We start from the raw sequence: 16,455 nt of genomic DNA, 5'->3' as shown, positions 1-16,455 counted from the left end.
GAATGTCTCCGACGGTTCGGCCCGGCTGCCCTGCGGCTTTGTACGTTCCGGAGGCACGGGACGCCGCTGGAGGCATGCGGAAAGGGGCGGCTCCCGGAGTGGGGGCCGCCCCTTCGGGACCGGGTGGGGTCAGCCCTTGAGCTCCGCCGCCACCAGTTCCGCGATCTGGACCGCGTTCAGGGCCGCGCCCTTGCGGAGGTTGTCGCCCGAGACGAACAGCGCGAGGCCGTGCTCGACCGTCTCGTCGCGGCGGATGCGGCCCACGTAGGAGACGTCCTGGCCGGCCGCCTGGAGCGGGGTCGGGATCTCGGAGAGCGCGACGCCCGGCGCGCCCGCGAGCAGCTCGGTGGCGCGCTCGGGGCTCAGCGGACCGGCGAAGCGGGCGTTGAGCTGGAGGGAGTGACCGGAGAAGACCGGGACGCGCACGCACGTGCCGGAGACCTTCAGGGCGGGAAGTTCGAGGATCTTGCGGGACTCGTTGCGGAGCTTCTGCTCCTCGTCGGTCTCGTTCAGGCCGTCCTCGACGAGGTTGCCCGCGAAGGGCAGCACGTTGAAGGCGATGGGCCGCTTGTAGACCTGCGGCTCGGGGAAGTCGACCGCCGCACCGTCGTGGGTGAGCTTCTCGGCGTCGGCGGCGACCTTCTCCACCTGGCCCTGGAGCTCGGCGACGCCCGCGAGACCGGAGCCGGAGACCGCCTGGTAGGTGGTGGCGACCAGGGCTTCGAGGCCCGCCTCGGCGTCCAGCACCTTCAGCACCGGCATCGCGGCCATGGTGGTGCAGTTCGGGTTGGCGATGATGCCCTTGGGCCGGTCCGCGATCGCGTGCGGGTTCACCTCGGAGACGACGAGGGGGACCTCGGGGTCCTTGCGCCAGGCGGAGGAGTTGTCGATCACGACGGCGCCCTGGGCGGCGACCTTCTCGGCCAGCGCCTTGGAGGTGGCGCCACCGGCGGAGAACAGCACGATGTCCAGGCCCGTGTAGTCCGCCGTCGCCGCGTCCTCGACCGTCACGCCGTCCAGGACCGACCCCGCCGAGCGGGCCGAGGCGAACAGCCGCAGCTCGGTGACCGGGAAGTTCCGCTCCGTGAGGATCCTGCGCATGACCGTGCCGACCTGCCCGGTGGCTCCGACGATTCCGACCCTCACGGTTACTCCCTGTTTCGTGGTGCCTCGTGGCGATTGCGTGGCCTGGACGTTTCCATGATGCGTCTGTCCATGGCCGCCGTGTCCAATCCTTTGCCCGAAGGATGGGACGGCACACTCCTCGCCCACTGCCCTGACGTGCAGGATTCCGTCCGATACCGGCCGGGGACCGGAAGAATCGGCGGGCCCGCGCCCCGGGAGCAGGGTTCGTCCGCCGCACGGGTGTGCGCTACGCCACGTCGGCCGCCGAAAGATTTCCGGCCCGGCCCGAACGTTTCTGCCGCCACCGGCGTCCTAGGGGAAACGCGGCTGGGGGGAGGGGTGGCTTGTGCTGCGCAGAACGGGCCGTCGCGGCCAGGGGGGCGACGTGGTCGACGACCCGCTGGACGCGGCTCAGGAGCGTCGGGTGCGGGCCGTGCTCGCGCTCGGCGGGGTACCGCAGGCGGACCTGCCGGACGGGGTGCAGCAGGTCCGCCTGCGGCTGCTGGAACGCGCGGCGAAGGGCTACGAGGCGCCGTGTGACGTCTCGGCGTGGGCGGCCGTCGTCGCCTCGAACCTCGCCATGGACTGGCACCGCGCCAAACGCCGCCAGGAACGCGTCGGCGAGCGGCTCGCGTCCCTGCGCCAGTCGGAGCATCCGTCGGGCGAGGACACCTCGCTGCTCTCGCTCGCCGTCGCACGGGGCCTGGACCAGCTGCCCGACGCCCAGCGCCAGGTCGTCGTCCTGCGCTTCTACGCCGATCTGCCGGTCCGTGACATCGCCCATGAACTGGGCGTCCCCGAGGGCACGGTGAAGAGCAGGCTGCACTCGGCGGTCCGCGCGCTGCGCGCCCGCCTGCACGAGGACGAGGTGGTGTGAGATGAGCGCCGGACCCGACCGCGGACCCGACCGCGGCCCTCACAGCCGCCCCGACCGCGGCTTCGACGCGTTGATGGCCGCCCTCACCGACGCCCCCCTGCCCGAGGACGCGGACGCCGCCCTGCGCGCCGAACACCGCGCGGCCACCGCCGATCTCGCGCTGCTGCGCGAGCAGCTCGGCGTCATCGGCGACGCCCTCGCCGGACCCTCGCCCGGCGCCGCGGCACCCGCCCGGGTGGTCCCCGCCCGCGTGGGCCCCTCCCGGCTGCGCCGCTGGGCGCCGCGGATCGCCGTGGGGTCGCTCGTCGCCGCGGGCGCGGCGGTGGTGGTCACCGGCATGGGCTGGCTGATCGCGACCAACGGGGCGGACATCACCGGTGATTCGGACAGCGGCGCCTCGAAGGCGGAGGCCGACGCCCCCGCCGCGGACGCCGCCCGCTTCGGCAGCCCGCACTACCTGGCCTGCACCCGGCTGGTCGCCGAGGGCACGGTCGTCTCGGTGGAACGCCTGGCGGACGGAGTGCAGTTGAGGGTGACGGTCGAGGTGAGCCGCTACTACAAGCAGGACACCGGCGACCGCCCCGACCGGCTCACCTATGTCGTCGACGACACGTTCACCGACGGCCTCGGGCGCGGCGACCAGGTCCTGTTCGGCGTCCCGCGGGGCGCGGTCGTACCCGACCACTGGGTGGTGGGGGAGCGGGAGGTCGCCCGCGAACGGGCCTGGGTCCAGGCCTCGTTGCCGCAGTCGCGCGACCTCGGCTGCTGACCCTCCGGCGTCCGGGACGGGCCGGGGAACGCGAAGGGCGGGCGCCCGCTTCGGACGCCCGCCCCGTCGTACGCGGACCGCTACGGGGTGACCGTCTCGATCAGGACGCTGCCGATGCCCGCGGCCGTGCCGCGCGCGTTGACGAGCTGCACCTGGCCGAAGAACTCACGGCCCTCCGGGGCGGGGGCCGCGGCGGTGACGCTCGCGGTGACGCCCGTGGAGGCGCCGGTGGCGAGCTTCACGGCGACGGAGTCGTCGACCGTGACGGTGCCCAGGGCGCTGGAGAAGAACACGTCCTGGTAGTCGTACGCGGTGGACCCGGCCGGGATCGAGTAGCCGACCACCTCGATGGTGTACGTGCCGGCGGCCGGGGAGGCCACGGAGACGGACTCCTCCGAGTCGCCGTCGGCGGACTGGCCGACCACGGTGCCCGCCGCGTCGTAGACCGTCAGGTCCAGGTCGGCGGAGGTGTCGGAGACGTTGCCGATGGCGACGTCCAGCGACTGGGCGCCTGCGGGCACCTCGACCGTGGTGGTCTGGGTGGCGCCGTCCGCGATGGTCGGGCGGTCGTTCTTGGCGGAGCCGAGCGGGCCGCCGACCAGCTTGCCGTCGATCGCGGCGAAGTTGTTCGTCACCGTCCAGGAGGCGGCGACCGGCGTACCGACCTTCGCCTCGGGCACGGTCACGGTCTCCGGGTCGAAGGCCGCGCCGTAGACGGCGACGTTCAGCTTGTACGGGTTGTCGAGCAGCGGCGACGTACGGCGCGACTCGACCTCGATCTCCCAGACGCCGGCCTGCGGGTCCGCGTACGCACGCACGTCGGGCTTGCAGCCGTTGCCGTCGAGGTAGTTGTTGTAGCAGTACGGGGTCGAGGTGTTGTCGACCGGGACGCCGTACGGGTGGATGGCGATGAACCGGGTCTGGCTCGCGCCCTTCAGCCCGCCGATCGCGACCTCCAGGGACTTGGCGCCCTCGGGGACCGTCACGAAGTACGACTGGGTGCTGTTGCGCTGCACGGTGGAGGACGCCGAGTAGGTGTACTTCACCGGTGCCGAGACGACGACCGTGGTGAGGATCTGCTTGTCGACGCCCTCGGTGCGCGGGTCGTCGACCTCCAGGATCGCGCTCTTGAGGCCGGCGGACGGCGACTTCGCGGCGATCTTGACGGTGACGGGCTTGTTCAGCTCCAGCTTGACCTCGTCCGAGCCGACGATCGAGAAGGTGCCGGAGGCGTTGTTCTCCAGGCTGAGCTCGTGACGGATCGCCTTGGCGGCGCCGGAGGTACGGGTGACGGTGACGTCGTACGTCTTCTTGACGCCGGCCTTCAGGCCGCCCTCACGGTCGTAGAGGCCGGTGCCGTAGCCCGGGGTCTTCAGGAACTGGTCGATCGCGGTGTCGACGGGTGCCTTGACGGTGTAGTCGTGGGCGGTCGCGCCGTCCTTGATGGAGTCCCACGCGTCGACGATGTCGATGAGGCCCGCGCCCTCCTCGTACGCCTGCACACCCTTGATGTGGTCGGCGGTGGAGGTGAGGGCGGTGCGCAGGGTCGCCGGGGTGAGCGCGATGCCCTTCTGCTTGGCGGCGCTCAGCAGCAGCGCCGAGGCGCCCGCGGCCTGCGGGGAGGCCATCGAGGTGCCCTGGAGCATCGAGTAGCCGGCCGGCAGCGTGTAGCCCGCCTCGGCGACCGGGGAGCCCGGCAGCCAGGTCTGGGTGGTGTTGATCGAGGCGCCGGGCGCGGACAGGGTCGGGGTGAAGCCGCCGTCCTCACGCGGGCCGCGCGACGAGAACGGCATCATCGCGTACGACTTCGTGACCTGCGAGCCGTAGTTGGAGGCCCAGGTCTGCTTGGAGATGGCCGCGCCGACGGAGATCACCTTGTCGGCCAGACCGGGGTCGCCGATGGTGTTGGCACCCGGGCCGGAGTTGCCCGCGGAGATCACCAGCTGGACGCCGTAGGTGTCGATGAGGCGCGTGTAGAGCTCGGCGCGCGCGTTGTTGCCGTCGTTCAGCGCGGGGAGGCCGCCGATGGACATGTTCACGATGTCGACGCCGCGGTTGGCGACGAGGTCGATCATGCCCTCGGTGAGTGCCACGTTGGTGCAGCCGCCGGTCCAGGTGCAGGCACGGGAGGAGACGATCTTCGCGCCCGGGGCCGCGCCGTTCATCTTCCCGCCGAACAGGCCGTTGGCGGAGGTGATGCCGGCGACGTGGGTGCCGTGCTCGGACTCGATGACGCCGATGTTGACGAAGTCGCGCTTCTGCCCGACCCAGGAGCCGCCGTAGGGGTCCATGGGGACGTCCTTGCGGATCTCCACCACGAACGGCTGCCGCTCGACCACGTCGGTCGCGGGGTTGTCGGTGCCGAAGTAGCCGATCTGGAAGCCGTCCTTGTACGGCTTCATCGGCTCGTCGTCACTGAAGTCGTTGTTGTTGTTCAGGTCGACGCGCACGGTCCCGGCGGCGGCGTCGTACAGGACGCCCCACGAGTCGGTGGTGTCGCCGTCGCGGTTGGCGTCGCCCGCGGCGTCGCCGCCGACGGTGTACGACTCCAGGAAGGTGCTGACGCTGTACGAGCCCGCGGGCGCCGTCCAGGTCTTGCCGCCGTAGGTGAAGGTCGGTCCGGAGACGTTGGTGACCTGCGGGCGCCAGGTGCGGTCGCTGTCGAGGATCGGGTCGGTCGCGGTGACCCAGTCGACGATCTTGCGCTCACCGGTGGTGGTCTTCTGCAGCGCCGGGTGGCCGAGGTCGACGCCGGAGTCCAGGATGCCGATGGTGATCCCGCGGCCGTCGGCCTTCGGGTGGTCCTCGACGAACTCGACGGCGCCCGTCTCGAAGGACGGGTTGTACGGGTTGACCGCGGGGGTCTTCTTGTTCGGCGCCGCGTACGTGGTGGTCGCGCTCGCGGAGGTCTTCGCGCCCTGGGCGGTGTCACCGGCCGGGGTCGGGTCGTCGAGGGCGATCTCCTGCCGCAGGTCGATGCCGTGCACGGAGGAGAGCTTGGCGGCGGCGGCGATGGCCGAGTCCGCCTTCGCGGTGGGGACGGTGGCCCGGACGTAACCGAGCTTGTCGTAGGTCCGGCCCACGGAACCGCCCTTGACCGCGTCCAGCTCCGCGGCGACCTGCTCGGTCTGGCCGGGGGCGGTGGCGATCATCAGCGTGACGTTCTTGTCGCCGCCGGCCTTGGCCTCGGCGAGCAGGTCGGCGTCGTCCGAACCCAGCTTGTCGTGGGCGGACTTGACACCCGGGTCGGCCGCCGCGGGCGTGGCGGCGGCATCGGCGGAGAAGGCCATGGGTATCGGCCCGGCCGCGGAGAGCGCGGCGACGAGTCCCGCGGCCACGGCTATGCGTGCCGCGCGTCTGGCGCCCGGTATCGGTTCACGCCTGGGGGTGTGGGTCATCGGCATCCCTTGTAGGTAAAGGAACGTGCAGGGGCGGCCGGAGCCGATCGGTCCTGACCGCGGCGGTCCGGATCAAAACCCCGGACGATCGCACAGCTTTACCTATGGGAAGGATGTTTAGGGAGAGTTGACCGAATCGATATGGGCCGATGGGGAAAACCCGCGATCACTTATCGGGATATGAGGAGTGAAACGGTCAAAACTCTGAGGGTTCCACAGGTTGTTCCGGTATCGGCACCCTGACGGCCCCGGCCCTGACAGCCCCGGGTGATCCCGGGGCCGGCCGGGGCAGGCCCTATCGTCCGTGTATGCGCGAGAAGTTGAGGGTGGCGGCCTACGCCGTGTGCGTACGGGAGGGGCAGGTCCTGCTCGCCCGCTGGATCGACGGCCGGGGCCGGGCGGAGTGGACCCTGCCCGGCGGCGGCATGGAGCACGGCGAGGATCCCTACGACACCGTCCTGCGGGAGGTCGAGGAGGAGACCGGCTACCGGGCCGAGATCACCGGCCTGCTCGGGGTGGACTCCCGCCGCGCCGTCGAGACGCGCCGCTTCGGCCGCAAGGTCGACCAGCACGGCGTACGCCTCGTCTACGAGGGCCGGATCGTCTCCGGCGAACTGCGCGACGAGATCGGCGGCTCCACCGACATGGCCGCCTGGCATCCGCTGGACGAGGTCCCCGCCCTGCACCGCGTCGGACTGGTCGACGTGGGCCTCCGCCTCTGGCGCGAACGTCCCGTCACAGGCCGGGTGCCCTAGGGGGTACCCCGGAAGATGAACAGCGCGTGACCGTCTTCGGGCCGTTCGAGAAGCGTCCGCGAACGCGAAGGGTGGCCCAAGATCCACGTACGGTGATCGGCGCTGCGCGTTGCGGTCTCGTTCACGCGCAGGTCATTCCCGGTGCCAACGATCCAGAGCGAGCGGGTTGTTCGCGATCGCGAGCCCCCCGCGACCACTGCCGACGCGTTCGCACTCGGGGAGACCGCGCCATGTCGCGCACACGCTCTGTCGTCAACTCCGCGCTGGAGACCACCGCGCGGGGCGTCAACCGCCGTACCGTGCTCGCCGCCACCGGCGCGGCAGCCGCCTCCGTGGGCATCGGCTACGCGCTGCGGCCCACCGACAGCCAGGCCGCCGACGCCGCCACCGCCGACGCCGCCGGGGCCGGTGAGGCGCCCGTGGCCCAGTCCCGGCAGGCCCCGGCCGCGCCGCTCGCGCCGTACACCCAGGGCACGACCCTCGCGAGCGTCTCCGCCCCGCGCACCTCCTCCGGGTTCCGCCGCCTGGGCGACGGCCCCGGCTGGAGCCGGGTGGTCCGCTCCGACCTGGCCGCGCCCAAGTCGGGGCGCGCGGGCCGCCGTACCGCGCTCGCCGCCTTCGTCCAGCTCACCGACCTCCACCTGATCGACGTCCAGCACCCGCTGCGCCTGGAGTACCTGCGCTCCACGGACGTGCACGCCTGGCGCCCGCACGAGGCGCTGACCGTGCAGGGCGCGGTCGCCCTCGTCGAGCGGATCAACGCGCTGCGCGGCGGTCCCGCCACCGGCGCCCCGCTGCACTTCGCGATGACCACCGGCGACAACACCGACAACAACGCGGGGACCGAGCTGGAGTGGTTCCTGAAGGTGATGAGCGGCGGCCGGATCACCCCCGACTCCGGTGACCCGCAGCGCTACGAGGGCGTCCAGAACAGCGGCATCCAGCAGTACTGGCAGCCCGACTCCACCGTCCGCGACGCCGACAAGCTGCTCGGCTTCCCGCGCCTGGACGGGTTCCTCGCCGCCGCCCGCCGCGAGGTCAACAGCCCCGGCCTGAACCTGCCCTGGTACTCCACGGTCGGCAACCACGACGCCCTTCCGCTGGGCACCTACGCCTCGCACGCCGACGCCTACCTCACCGAGCTCGCCGTCGGCGGGAAGAAGCTGATGACACTGTCCGCGTCGGACGCCAAGAAGCTCCAGGACTCCCTCAAGCAGGACAAGGACCCCCGGGGCGCCACCTACCGCGAGCTGCTGAAGGCCCACGCCCGCGACATGCGCTCGGTCACCCCGGACGAGGCCCGGGCGCCGTACACGCCCACCGAGTACGTCAGGGCCCACCTGGACCCGGCCCACCGTGGCCTCGGCCCCGTCGGGCACGGCTACTCCACCGCCAACCTCGACGCGGGCACCCAGTACTACTCGTTCCGCATCGCCGACGACGTCATCGGCATCAGCCTCGACACCACCGACCCGGGCGGCCACTACCAGGGCTCCATCGGCACGGCCCAGCTGAAGTGGCTGGACCGGACGCTGCGGGAGAACAAGGGCGCGTACGCGATCGTCTTCAGCCACCACACCAGCGCGACCATGGTCAACACCCGCCCGGACCCGGCCCGCCCCGGCGAGCGCCGCCACGACGGGCAGGAGGTGCTGACCCTGCTCGGCCGCCACCGGGGCGTCCTGGCCTGGGTCAACGGTCACATCCACCGCAACGACATCACCGCGCACCCGGTCGGCGGCGGACGCTCCTTCTGGGAGATCTCCACCGCCTCCCACGTCGACTACCCGCAGCTCGCCCGGGTCATCGAGATCGTCGACAACAAGGACGGCACCCTCTCCCTCTTCACCACCTGCGTGGAGTCCGCCGCCCCCCGCCGCACCGACTTCACCGACCTCTCCCAGACGGGCCTCGCGGCCCTGTACCGCGAGCTGTCCTACAACGCCCCCGGCGCCAGCACGGTGCTCGGCGGCGACGCCAAGGACCGGAACACGGAACTGGTGCTGAAGAAGGGCTGAGACCGGCGGTCCATTGACAACGCGCACGTCACCGTCCGAAGATCTGCCCGCTGATCACGAGTGCGTCGGGTGGGGATGCGTGATGTCGAGGGTGTCGGACCGGGTCGTCGAGCGTTCACGGCGTTTTCTGGCGCCGGACGAGCAGCCGCGGTGGGTGGTGCTGGCCCAGGGCGGCATCAACCCCTGGTACCAGGGGCTGTTCTTCGCGGTCGGGCTGATCGCCTTCCGGCTCCTCGCCGCCGGACTCGGCCTGGACTTCGACGGCGGCGCGTTCTTCGGACCCCTCGGCGGCATGATCGGCTTCGTCGTCTGCCAGTCCCGCGTCACCCGCCGCGTGCTCCTGACCACCGACCGGGCGATCGTCGTCCTGGAGTACGACAGCTTCGGCGGCGTGCACCCCTCCCGGGTACTGTCCCGGCTGCCTCTCGACACGCCCGTCGGTCCGCTGTCCGGCATCTGGGCCCGCACCGAACTCGCCGGTGAGCGCCTGTGGATCCACAAGAAGTGGCAGCGCGGCGTCCCCGCCTGACCCGGCGCCGTACGCGAAGGAGCCGCCGGGCCCCCTCCGCCCGGCGGTTCCTCCGCTCCCCTCCCGGTGCCTCCCCGATCCCCCTCCGGCCGGGGTGGCACCGTGCCCCGCGCGCTACCGGGGCAGCACCACGACATAGGCGGCCGGGTCGCGGTCGCCCGCGGCCATCAGGGCCGTGCGGACGACGGTGGCCTGCTGCTCCGCCGACTCGCGGAGCTTCTTCGGGGTGATGTGGACGACCGTGATGCCGAGCCGCTCCAGGTGCTCGCGCTTGCGGACGTACTCCGACCACATCGCGTCCTCGTCCTGCCGCGGGGCGCGGGTGTCCAGCTCCACCGCGACGGCCTGCTCGGGCCAGTAGGCGTCCAGGCCGCCCAGGTGCGGGCCGCCGGGCAGGCGCAGGTCCACGTTCCAGACCGGGTCGGGCAGGCCGTGGTCGCGGACCATCCGGTACAGACGGTCCTCGGCGATCGCGCGGCCCTCCGCGAGCAGGGAGTCCACCGCGTCCACCACGTGCGGCCGGGTCAGCAGCTTCGCGTTGTTCAACTCACGTACCACCGCGGCCGGTTCGCAGTGGCCGCCGCGCACCGCCTCCGTCAGCAGCCGCCGCACGGTCCCCGCGTCGGAGAGCTCCGCGACCGCGTCCGCGAGGGCGCGCGGCACCGGGGCGACCGGCAGTCCGGTCACCGTGCGGGCGGCGGGCAGGGACGTCGTGCGCACGATCCGGGCCGAGCCGGTGGAGCGCAGACGGCGCAGCCGGGGGACGAGGACGTCGAACCGGTCCAGCGACATCAGCGACGGCGACGAGGTGAAGCCGTGCAGGGTCAGCGCCGCGAGGCCGGTCAGCATGGCCTCCGCGTACAGCGGGGCGTGCGGCTCCTCCGCGCCGGGCTGGGCGGGCACCCCGGGCGTGCGCTCCTTCGCCGCGTACATCAGCACCGCGTGCAGCCGCTCCTCGCTGGTCGGCGGGCCGGCGTGCAACAGGACCACGCCGGGCAGGAGCTGCTGCCAGGGGCCGCCGGGGCGGCAGTGCTCGTTCGTCTCGGCCGGCGAGATGCCGCGGGTGCGCAGCTGGGCCGTCGTCAGCACCCGGCGGTGCGCCTCGGAGAGGTGGCGTACGGGGCGGGGGGAGAGCGGGGGGACCGGGGTGTTGTGGTTCATGCAGCGGGGATTCCCGCCACCCGGACCCCCTCTAACCGCTGTTACGCGGCTGTCGATAAATGCGGACAACACGGTACTAAAGGACGGGTGTTCGGATGCCGATAGGCGCCGAAAACCCCTGGTCCGAATGGGGTGGACCAGGGGTTACGGCTACTATTGCCCGGATTTCGTAACGGCTACCGCCCGCCTAAGCGTTGGCCAACGATCAGCCCGCCGCGGCGTCGCACTCCTGTCCGCGCAGCGCCCGCGCCAGATCGTCCCGCGCCTCCAGCACGAGCCTGCGCAGCGCCGGCGCGGCAGAGGCGTGCGCCGCCAGCCACGCGTCCGTCGCGGCCAGCGTCCCGGGGGAGTCCTGGACCGCCGGGAACAGCCCCCGCACCACGTCCATGCCGATCTGGATCGACCGCTCGGACCACACCCGCTCGATCGCCTCGAAGTACTTCGCCGTGTACGGCGCCAGCAACTCCCGCTGCGAGGACCGCTCGAAGCCCGCGATCGTCGCCTCCACCAGCGCGTTCGACAACGCGTCCGACTCCACGACCTGCGCCCACGCCTGCGCCTTCACCGCCGCCGACGGCCGCGCCGCCAGGCAGCGCACCTGATGCCGCCGGCCCGACGCCGTGTCGTCCCGTGCCAGCTCCGCGGCCAGCTCCTTCTCGCCCGCGCGGTCGTGCTCGGCCAGCCGGTCCAGGAACGCCCAGCGCAGCTCCTGGTCGACGTCCAGGCCCTCGACGGCCGCCGTGCCGTCCAGCAGCCCCAGGAGCAGATCGAGGCCCGCCGCGTCCTGCGCGACCCGCGCGTGGAACCGCGCCCACGCCAACTGCTGCTCGCTGCCCGGCTCCGCGGCCTCCAGCTCACGCCGGGCGCCCTCCGACAGCAGCGCCCCGCCGGTGGCCCGCCAGGACGGTGCCACGTAGTGCGCCAGCGCCGACTCCGACCAGGCGTGCAGCATCTGGAGCACCCCGATGTCGGACTCCCGGCCCGCGAACCGCAGGACCAGGTCCACGAAGTCCCGCGCGGGCAGCAGCGCGTCCCGCGTCATGTTCCACAGCGCCGACCAGCACAGGGCGCGGGCCAGCGGATCGGTGACCGAGCCGAGCGCCTCGCGCAGCGTCGCCAGCGACGTCTCGTCGAACCGGGTCTTGCAGTACGTCAGGTCGTCGTCGTTGACGAGCACCAGCTCCGGCGCCTCGGCCCCGGCCAGCTCCGCCACGACCGTGCGCGGCCCGTCGACGTCGGCCTCCACGCGCGCGTAGCGCTCCAGCGCGCCGGAGCCGCCGCGGCGGTACAGGCCCACCGCGACCCGGTGCGGGCGCAGTTCGGGATGGGACTCGGCCGCCTCCTGGAGCACCGCCAGCTCCCCTACCCGCCCGTCCGCGTCCAGGACCACCTGCGGGGTCAGCGAGTTCACGCCCGCCGTCTGGAGCCACGACCGCGACCAGGAGCTCATGTCCCGGCCGCTCGTCTCCTCCAGGACCGACAGCAGATCGCCGAGGCGGGTGTTGCCGTACGCGTGCCGCTTGAAGTAGCGGCGGGCGCCTTCGAGGAACGCGTCCTGGCCGACGTACGCCACCAGCTGCTTCAGGACGGAGGCGCCCTTGGCGTACGTGATGCCGTCGAAGTTGAGCTTGGCGTCCTGGAGGTCGCGGATGTCGGCGGTGATCGGGTGCGTGGAGGGGAGCTGGTCGGCGCGGTACGCCCAGGCCTTGCGGCGGTTGGCGAAGGTGATCCAGGCGTCCTTGAAGCGGGTCGCGCCCACGTTCGCGAAGGTGCCCATGAAGTCCGCGAAGGACTCCTTCAGCCACAGGTCGTCCCACCACACCATGGTGACCAGGTCGCCGAACCACATGTGCGCCATCTCGTGCAGGATGACGTTGGCCCGCGCCTCGTACGACGCCTGCGTCACCTTGCCGCGGAAGATGTACTCCTCGCGGAAGGTGACCAGGCCCGGGTTCTCCATCGCGCCGAGGTTGTACTCGGGCACGAACGCCTGGTCGTACTTCCCGAAGGGGTACGGGTGGTCGAAGTGCTCGTGGAAGAAGTCCAGGCCCTGCTTGGTGACGAGGAAGACGTCATCGGAGTCGAAGTGCGGGGCCAGGCCCTTGCGGCACATCGCGCCGAGGGGGATCTCCAGCGTCGTCCCGTCCTCGAAGGTGCGGGAGTAGGAGTCCGTCACGTAGTGGTACGGGCCCGCCACCACACAGGTGATGTACGTCGAGATCGGCTTCGTCTCCGCGAACCGCCACACGCCGTCCGTGAGGGCGCCCTCGCCGTTGCTCCACACCGTCCAGGCCTCGGGCGCGCGCACCTCGAAGCGGAACGGGGCCTTGAGGTCGGGCTGCTCGAAGTTGGCGAAGACGCGGCGCGAGTCGGCCGGCTCGTACTGGGTGTAGAGGTAGACCTCGCCGTCCTCGGGGTCGACGAAGCGGTGCAGGCCCTCGCCGGTGCGGGAGTACGCGCACCGGGCGTCGACGACGAGCTCGTTGTCGGCGGCGAGGTCCTCCAGCAGGACCCGGGAGCCGTCGAAGACCTCGCTCGGGTCGAGATCGCGGCCGTTGAGGGAGACGGAGGTCACACTCGGGGCGATCAGGTCGGCGAAGCTGGAGGCGCCGGGCTCGTTGCAGCGGAAGCGGATCGTCGTGACGGACCGGAAGGTGCGGGGCCCCTCGGCCGGCGCCTCGCCGAGCGCCGAACGGATGTCGAGGGACACGTCGTACCCGTCGACGGAGAGCAGGGCGGCCCGCTCCCGGGCTTCGTCGCGGGACAGATTCTCACCGGGCACGGGCGCACTCCCTCAAGGGGTGTTCGGTATGTGGACAGCACCGATCCTGCCATGTGCTCCTGACGCGCCGCAGCGGGGAATGCCATGGCGGGCGGGCGGTGTTCCCGCAGTATTCGAACGCTTCCCGAGGAGACGCATGTCCGAGACCGCGAGCACCGCCGCCAAGACCCCGGTCGACTTCTGGTTCGACCCGCTGTGCCCCTGGGCCTGGATGACCTCACGGTGGGTGCTGGAGGTCGAGAAGGTGCGGGACATCGAGGTGCGCTGGCACATCATGAGCCTGGCCGTCCTCAACGAGGACAAGCTCGACCAGCTGCCCGAGGAGTACAAGGAGATGCTCGCGACCAAGGCGTGGAAGCCCGCCCGGGTCGTCACCGCCGCCTGGCAGAAGCACGGCGCGGACGTCCTCGGCCCCCTCTACACCGCGCTCGGCACCCGCTTCCACAACAACGGTGAGGGCCCGACCCTGGAGGCCATCTCCGGCGCCCTCGCGGACGCAGGCCTGCCCGCCGACCTCATCGACTACGCCGAGCAGGACGACTTCGAGTTCGACGCCGAGCTGCGCGCCTCCCACAAGGAGGGCATCGACAAGGTCGGCCAGGAGGTCGGCACCCCCGTCATCGCCGTCCCCGGCCCCGACGGCGAGCAGATCGCCTTCTTCGGCCCCGTCGTCACCCCCGCCCCGAAGGGCGACGCCGCCGCCCGCCTGTGGGACGGCACCCTCGCGGTCGCCTCGGTCCCCGGCTTCTACGAGATCAAGCGCACCCGTACCAAGGGCCCGGACTTCAGCAACCTCTAGGTCTCCAACCTCTGGGTCCCCACCTTCTGGGTCTCCACCTTCTGGGTCTCCGCGTCCCGGTCGGGGAACTCGCCGGTGTCGTTGTGGTCGCCCCACCACGTCGGCACGCGGCCTCCCTCGGTCCGGTGGCATCAGGGCAGAGAGCCGCACGGTCCTGTCGGCAGCCCGGAATCCCGTCCCGCCGGGGCGGGATTCCGGGCTGCCGGGGGCGGAACCCGGGCGTCACGCTCCCGCCGTCCCTCCGCCCCCCTCCGTCCCGCCGGTCTCCCCGGCCGTCAGCCGGAACCGCTCCGGCAGCAGCAGGCCCCGGGTCTTGCGCAGGTGCGGGTAGTACGTCAGGCAGCCCTCGGCCGTGCAGCGCCACAGGTTGTCCACCGGGAGGCGTTCCCCCCGCTCCGCCCGCACCGCCGCCTTCTCCTCGCGGTTCAGCAGCCGGAAGAGCTGCATCCCCTGGCAGGTCGGGCAGTCCAGCGACCGCGTCCGTGTCATCGACCCCTCCTCGCTCCGCCGGGCCCGAAAATATCGGGGCCGGGCGAGAAGTCAACGCGTACGGATGTACGGGAGGCCGCGGCCCTCTGCTCCGATCCGGCGTACGGGCAGGGCACTTCGTAGCACGATGGGTCCATGACGGAGATCGACACCTCGGTGCCGCATTCGGCCCGGATCTGGAACTACTGGCTCGGCGGCAAGGACAACTACCCCGTCGACGAGGAGGCCGGTGACGCGTACACCGCGGTCTTCCCCGGCATCGTCACCATCGCGCGCAGCAGCCGCGCGTACCTCGGCCGCAGCATCCGCCACCTGGTGGAGGAGGCGGGCATCCGGCAGTTCCTGGATGTCGGCACCGGCCTGCCCACGGTCGACAACACCCACGAGGTCGCCCAGCGCAGCGCCCCCGAGTCGAGGATCGTCTACGTCGACAACGACCCCCTCGTCCTCACCCACGCCCGCGCCCTGCTCACCTCCACCGACGAGGGCGTGACGGCGTACGAGGACCTCAGCCTGTACGAGCCGGAGCGGATCCTGGAGGCGGCGGCCCGCACCCTGGACCTCTCACGGCCGACGGCCCTGATCCTGAGCGGCATCCTCGGCCATGTCACCGACTACGACGTGGCCCGCGACCTGGTCGCCCGTCTCCTCGCGGGGCTGCCCTCCGGCAGCTACCTCGACATCAACGACGGCTCGCGCGGCACCGACCCGGACTACGAGCAGGCGCAGGACGCCTACAACGAGACCGGCGCGGTCCCCTACCTGCTGCGCCCGGTGGACCGGATCGCCGCGTTCTTCGACGGCCTGGAGCTGGTCGAGCCCGGCATCGTCTCGGTACCGCTGTGGCGTCCGGACGGCGACACCCCGCCGGAGCCGATCGGCCAGCACGGCGGCCTGGGCCGCAAGCCCTGATCCGTTGCCGCGCGGGGCAGGAGGCCCCCGCGAGTCACGTCCTCGCGGGGGCCTCCGTCATTCCGCCTGCCACGTGAAGGGTGAGAAGACGATCACGAGCAGGACGTATTCATACACCCCTCAGGGCGCGAGCAGCAGCACATCCGCCCGGGTCCTGGCCGCCTCGTAACGCCGGGCCACGTCCTGCCAGTTGACGACGGCCCACATGGCGTCGATGAAGTCGACCTTCTGGTTCCGGTACTGGAGGTAGAAGGCGTGCTCCCAGGCGTCGAAGACGAGGATCGGCACGGAGCCCTGGCCGACGTTGCCCTGGTGGTCGTAGACCTGCTCGACGACGAGCCGGCCGCTGAGCGGCTCGTAGGCGAGCACGCCCCAGCCGGAGCCCTGGGTGGTCGCGGCGGCCTTGGTGAGCTGGCCCTTGAACCCGGCGAAGGAGCCGAAGGACTCGGCGATCGCGTCGGCGAGGTCGCCCACGCCGTCCGCCGCGAGCGGCTCGCCGCCGCCGTCGCCGGTCATGTTGTGCCAGTAGATCGAGTGCAGGATGTGCCCGGAGAGATGGAACGCCAGGTTCTTCTCCAGGCCGTTGATCGAGCCCCACGTCTCCTTGTCCCGCGCCTCCGCGAGCTGCTCCAACGTGTCGTTGGCGCCCTTCACGTACGCCGCGTGGTGCTTGTCGTGGTGCAGCTCGATGATCTCGGGGCTGATCACGGGGGCGAGCGCGGCGTAGTCGTAGGGCAGGTCAGGGAGTGTGTAGACGGGCATGGAGGGTCCCCTCGAAAGCGTGTGGCGCGTTCCGCGAACACATCTTGTTGCAAGTGACTTGCAATAACAAGCTAACAGC

At 71.6% G+C, this 16,455-nt stretch carries 13 protein-coding genes; 7 read left to right on the top strand and 6 right to left on the bottom strand.

Annotated elements, in window-relative coordinates:
* Window positions 1-129: 129 nt before the first annotated feature.
* Window positions 130-1,146: an aspartate-semialdehyde dehydrogenase gene (locus ACIPSE_RS01900; protein WP_401656323.1), complete on the bottom strand. Its 1,017-nt coding sequence runs from the start codon at window positions 1,144-1,146 to the stop codon at window positions 130-132.
* Between the two features lie 325 nt (window positions 1,147-1,471).
* On the opposite strand from ACIPSE_RS01900, the gene ACIPSE_RS01895 reads away from it, so the two are divergent.
* Together ACIPSE_RS01895 and ACIPSE_RS01890 are read left to right on the top strand one after the other, a co-directional pair.
* Entirely contained in the window at window positions 1,472-2,002 is a 531-nt protein-coding gene (locus tag ACIPSE_RS01895; RefSeq protein ID WP_401656321.1) for an RNA polymerase sigma factor, read from the top strand.
* Between the two features lies 1 nt (window position 2,003).
* Window positions 2,004-2,771, top strand: a complete 768-nt coding sequence (locus ACIPSE_RS01890) for a hypothetical protein (RefSeq protein WP_401656319.1) — start codon at window positions 2,004-2,006, stop codon at window positions 2,769-2,771.
* 80 nt (window positions 2,772-2,851) lie between these two features.
* On the opposite strand, the gene ACIPSE_RS01885 is transcribed toward ACIPSE_RS01890, so the two are convergent.
* Window positions 2,852-6,169, bottom strand: coding sequence for a S8 family serine peptidase (locus tag ACIPSE_RS01885; protein WP_401656317.1), 3,318 nt, complete (start codon window positions 6,167-6,169; stop codon window positions 2,852-2,854).
* Between the two features lie 308 nt (window positions 6,170-6,477).
* On the opposite strand from ACIPSE_RS01885, the gene ACIPSE_RS01880 reads away from it, so the two are divergent.
* The 3 genes from ACIPSE_RS01880 to ACIPSE_RS01870 all read left to right on the top strand — a co-directional run bounded on the left by ACIPSE_RS01880 (window position 6,478) and on the right by ACIPSE_RS01870 (window position 9,471).
* Window positions 6,478-6,924 (top strand): NUDIX hydrolase, encoded by a 447-nt coding sequence (locus tag ACIPSE_RS01880; RefSeq protein WP_401656315.1) that lies wholly within the window; start codon window positions 6,478-6,480, stop codon window positions 6,922-6,924.
* Window positions 6,925-7,154: 230 nt separating this feature from the next.
* Window positions 7,155-8,942 (top strand): TIGR03767 family metallophosphoesterase, encoded by a 1,788-nt coding sequence (locus ACIPSE_RS01875; protein WP_401656313.1) that lies wholly within the window; start codon window positions 7,155-7,157, stop codon window positions 8,940-8,942.
* Window positions 8,943-9,024: 82 nt separating this feature from the next.
* Complete coding sequence (locus tag ACIPSE_RS01870) at window positions 9,025-9,471, top strand: hypothetical protein (protein ID WP_401656311.1); 447 nt, start codon at window positions 9,025-9,027, stop codon at window positions 9,469-9,471.
* A gap of 114 nt (window positions 9,472-9,585) precedes the next feature.
* Here ACIPSE_RS01870 and ACIPSE_RS01865 read toward each other — a convergent pair whose 3' ends face one another.
* Both ACIPSE_RS01865 and pepN read right to left on the bottom strand, forming a co-directional pair.
* On the bottom strand, window positions 9,586-10,632 hold the full coding sequence (locus ACIPSE_RS01865; protein ID WP_401656309.1) for a hypothetical protein: 1,047 nt from the start codon (window positions 10,630-10,632) through the stop codon (window positions 9,586-9,588).
* Between the two features lie 205 nt (window positions 10,633-10,837).
* Window positions 10,838-13,414 carry an aminopeptidase N gene (gene pepN / locus ACIPSE_RS01860; RefSeq protein WP_401656307.1) on the bottom strand — a complete coding sequence of 859 codons (2,577 nt, stop codon included), beginning with the start codon at window positions 13,412-13,414 and terminating at the stop codon, window positions 10,838-10,840.
* 136 nt (window positions 13,415-13,550) lie between these two features.
* Between pepN and ACIPSE_RS01855 the strand changes: the two genes are divergently transcribed.
* A complete protein-coding gene (locus ACIPSE_RS01855) occupies window positions 13,551-14,213 on the top strand; it encodes a DsbA family protein (RefSeq protein WP_401656305.1) in 663 nt (220 codons plus the stop codon).
* A gap of 222 nt (window positions 14,214-14,435) precedes the next feature.
* Here the strand turns inward: ACIPSE_RS01855 and ACIPSE_RS01850 are convergent, their stop codons facing one another.
* Entirely contained in the window at window positions 14,436-14,702 is a 267-nt protein-coding gene (locus ACIPSE_RS01850) for a hypothetical protein (RefSeq protein WP_401656303.1), read from the bottom strand.
* Window positions 14,703-14,837: 135 nt separating this feature from the next.
* Here ACIPSE_RS01850 and ACIPSE_RS01845 point away from each other — a divergent pair, with 135 nt between their 5' ends.
* Window positions 14,838-15,614 (top strand): SAM-dependent methyltransferase, encoded by a 777-nt coding sequence (locus ACIPSE_RS01845; RefSeq protein ID WP_401656301.1) that lies wholly within the window; start codon window positions 14,838-14,840, stop codon window positions 15,612-15,614.
* Window positions 15,615-15,734: 120 nt separating this feature from the next.
* Here ACIPSE_RS01845 and ACIPSE_RS01840 read toward each other — a convergent pair whose 3' ends face one another.
* Complete coding sequence (locus ACIPSE_RS01840) at window positions 15,735-16,376, bottom strand: superoxide dismutase (RefSeq protein WP_401656299.1); 642 nt, start codon at window positions 16,374-16,376, stop codon at window positions 15,735-15,737.
* Window positions 16,377-16,455: the final 79 nt, after the last annotated feature.

The sequence above is a fragment of the Streptomyces sp. NPDC090106 genome (assembly GCF_044747265.1).
Lineage (GTDB): Bacteria > Actinomycetota > Actinomycetes > Streptomycetales > Streptomycetaceae > Streptomyces.
Note: the sequence above shows the minus strand (reverse complement) of the source record. Positions and strands in the feature narration are given on the sequence as shown.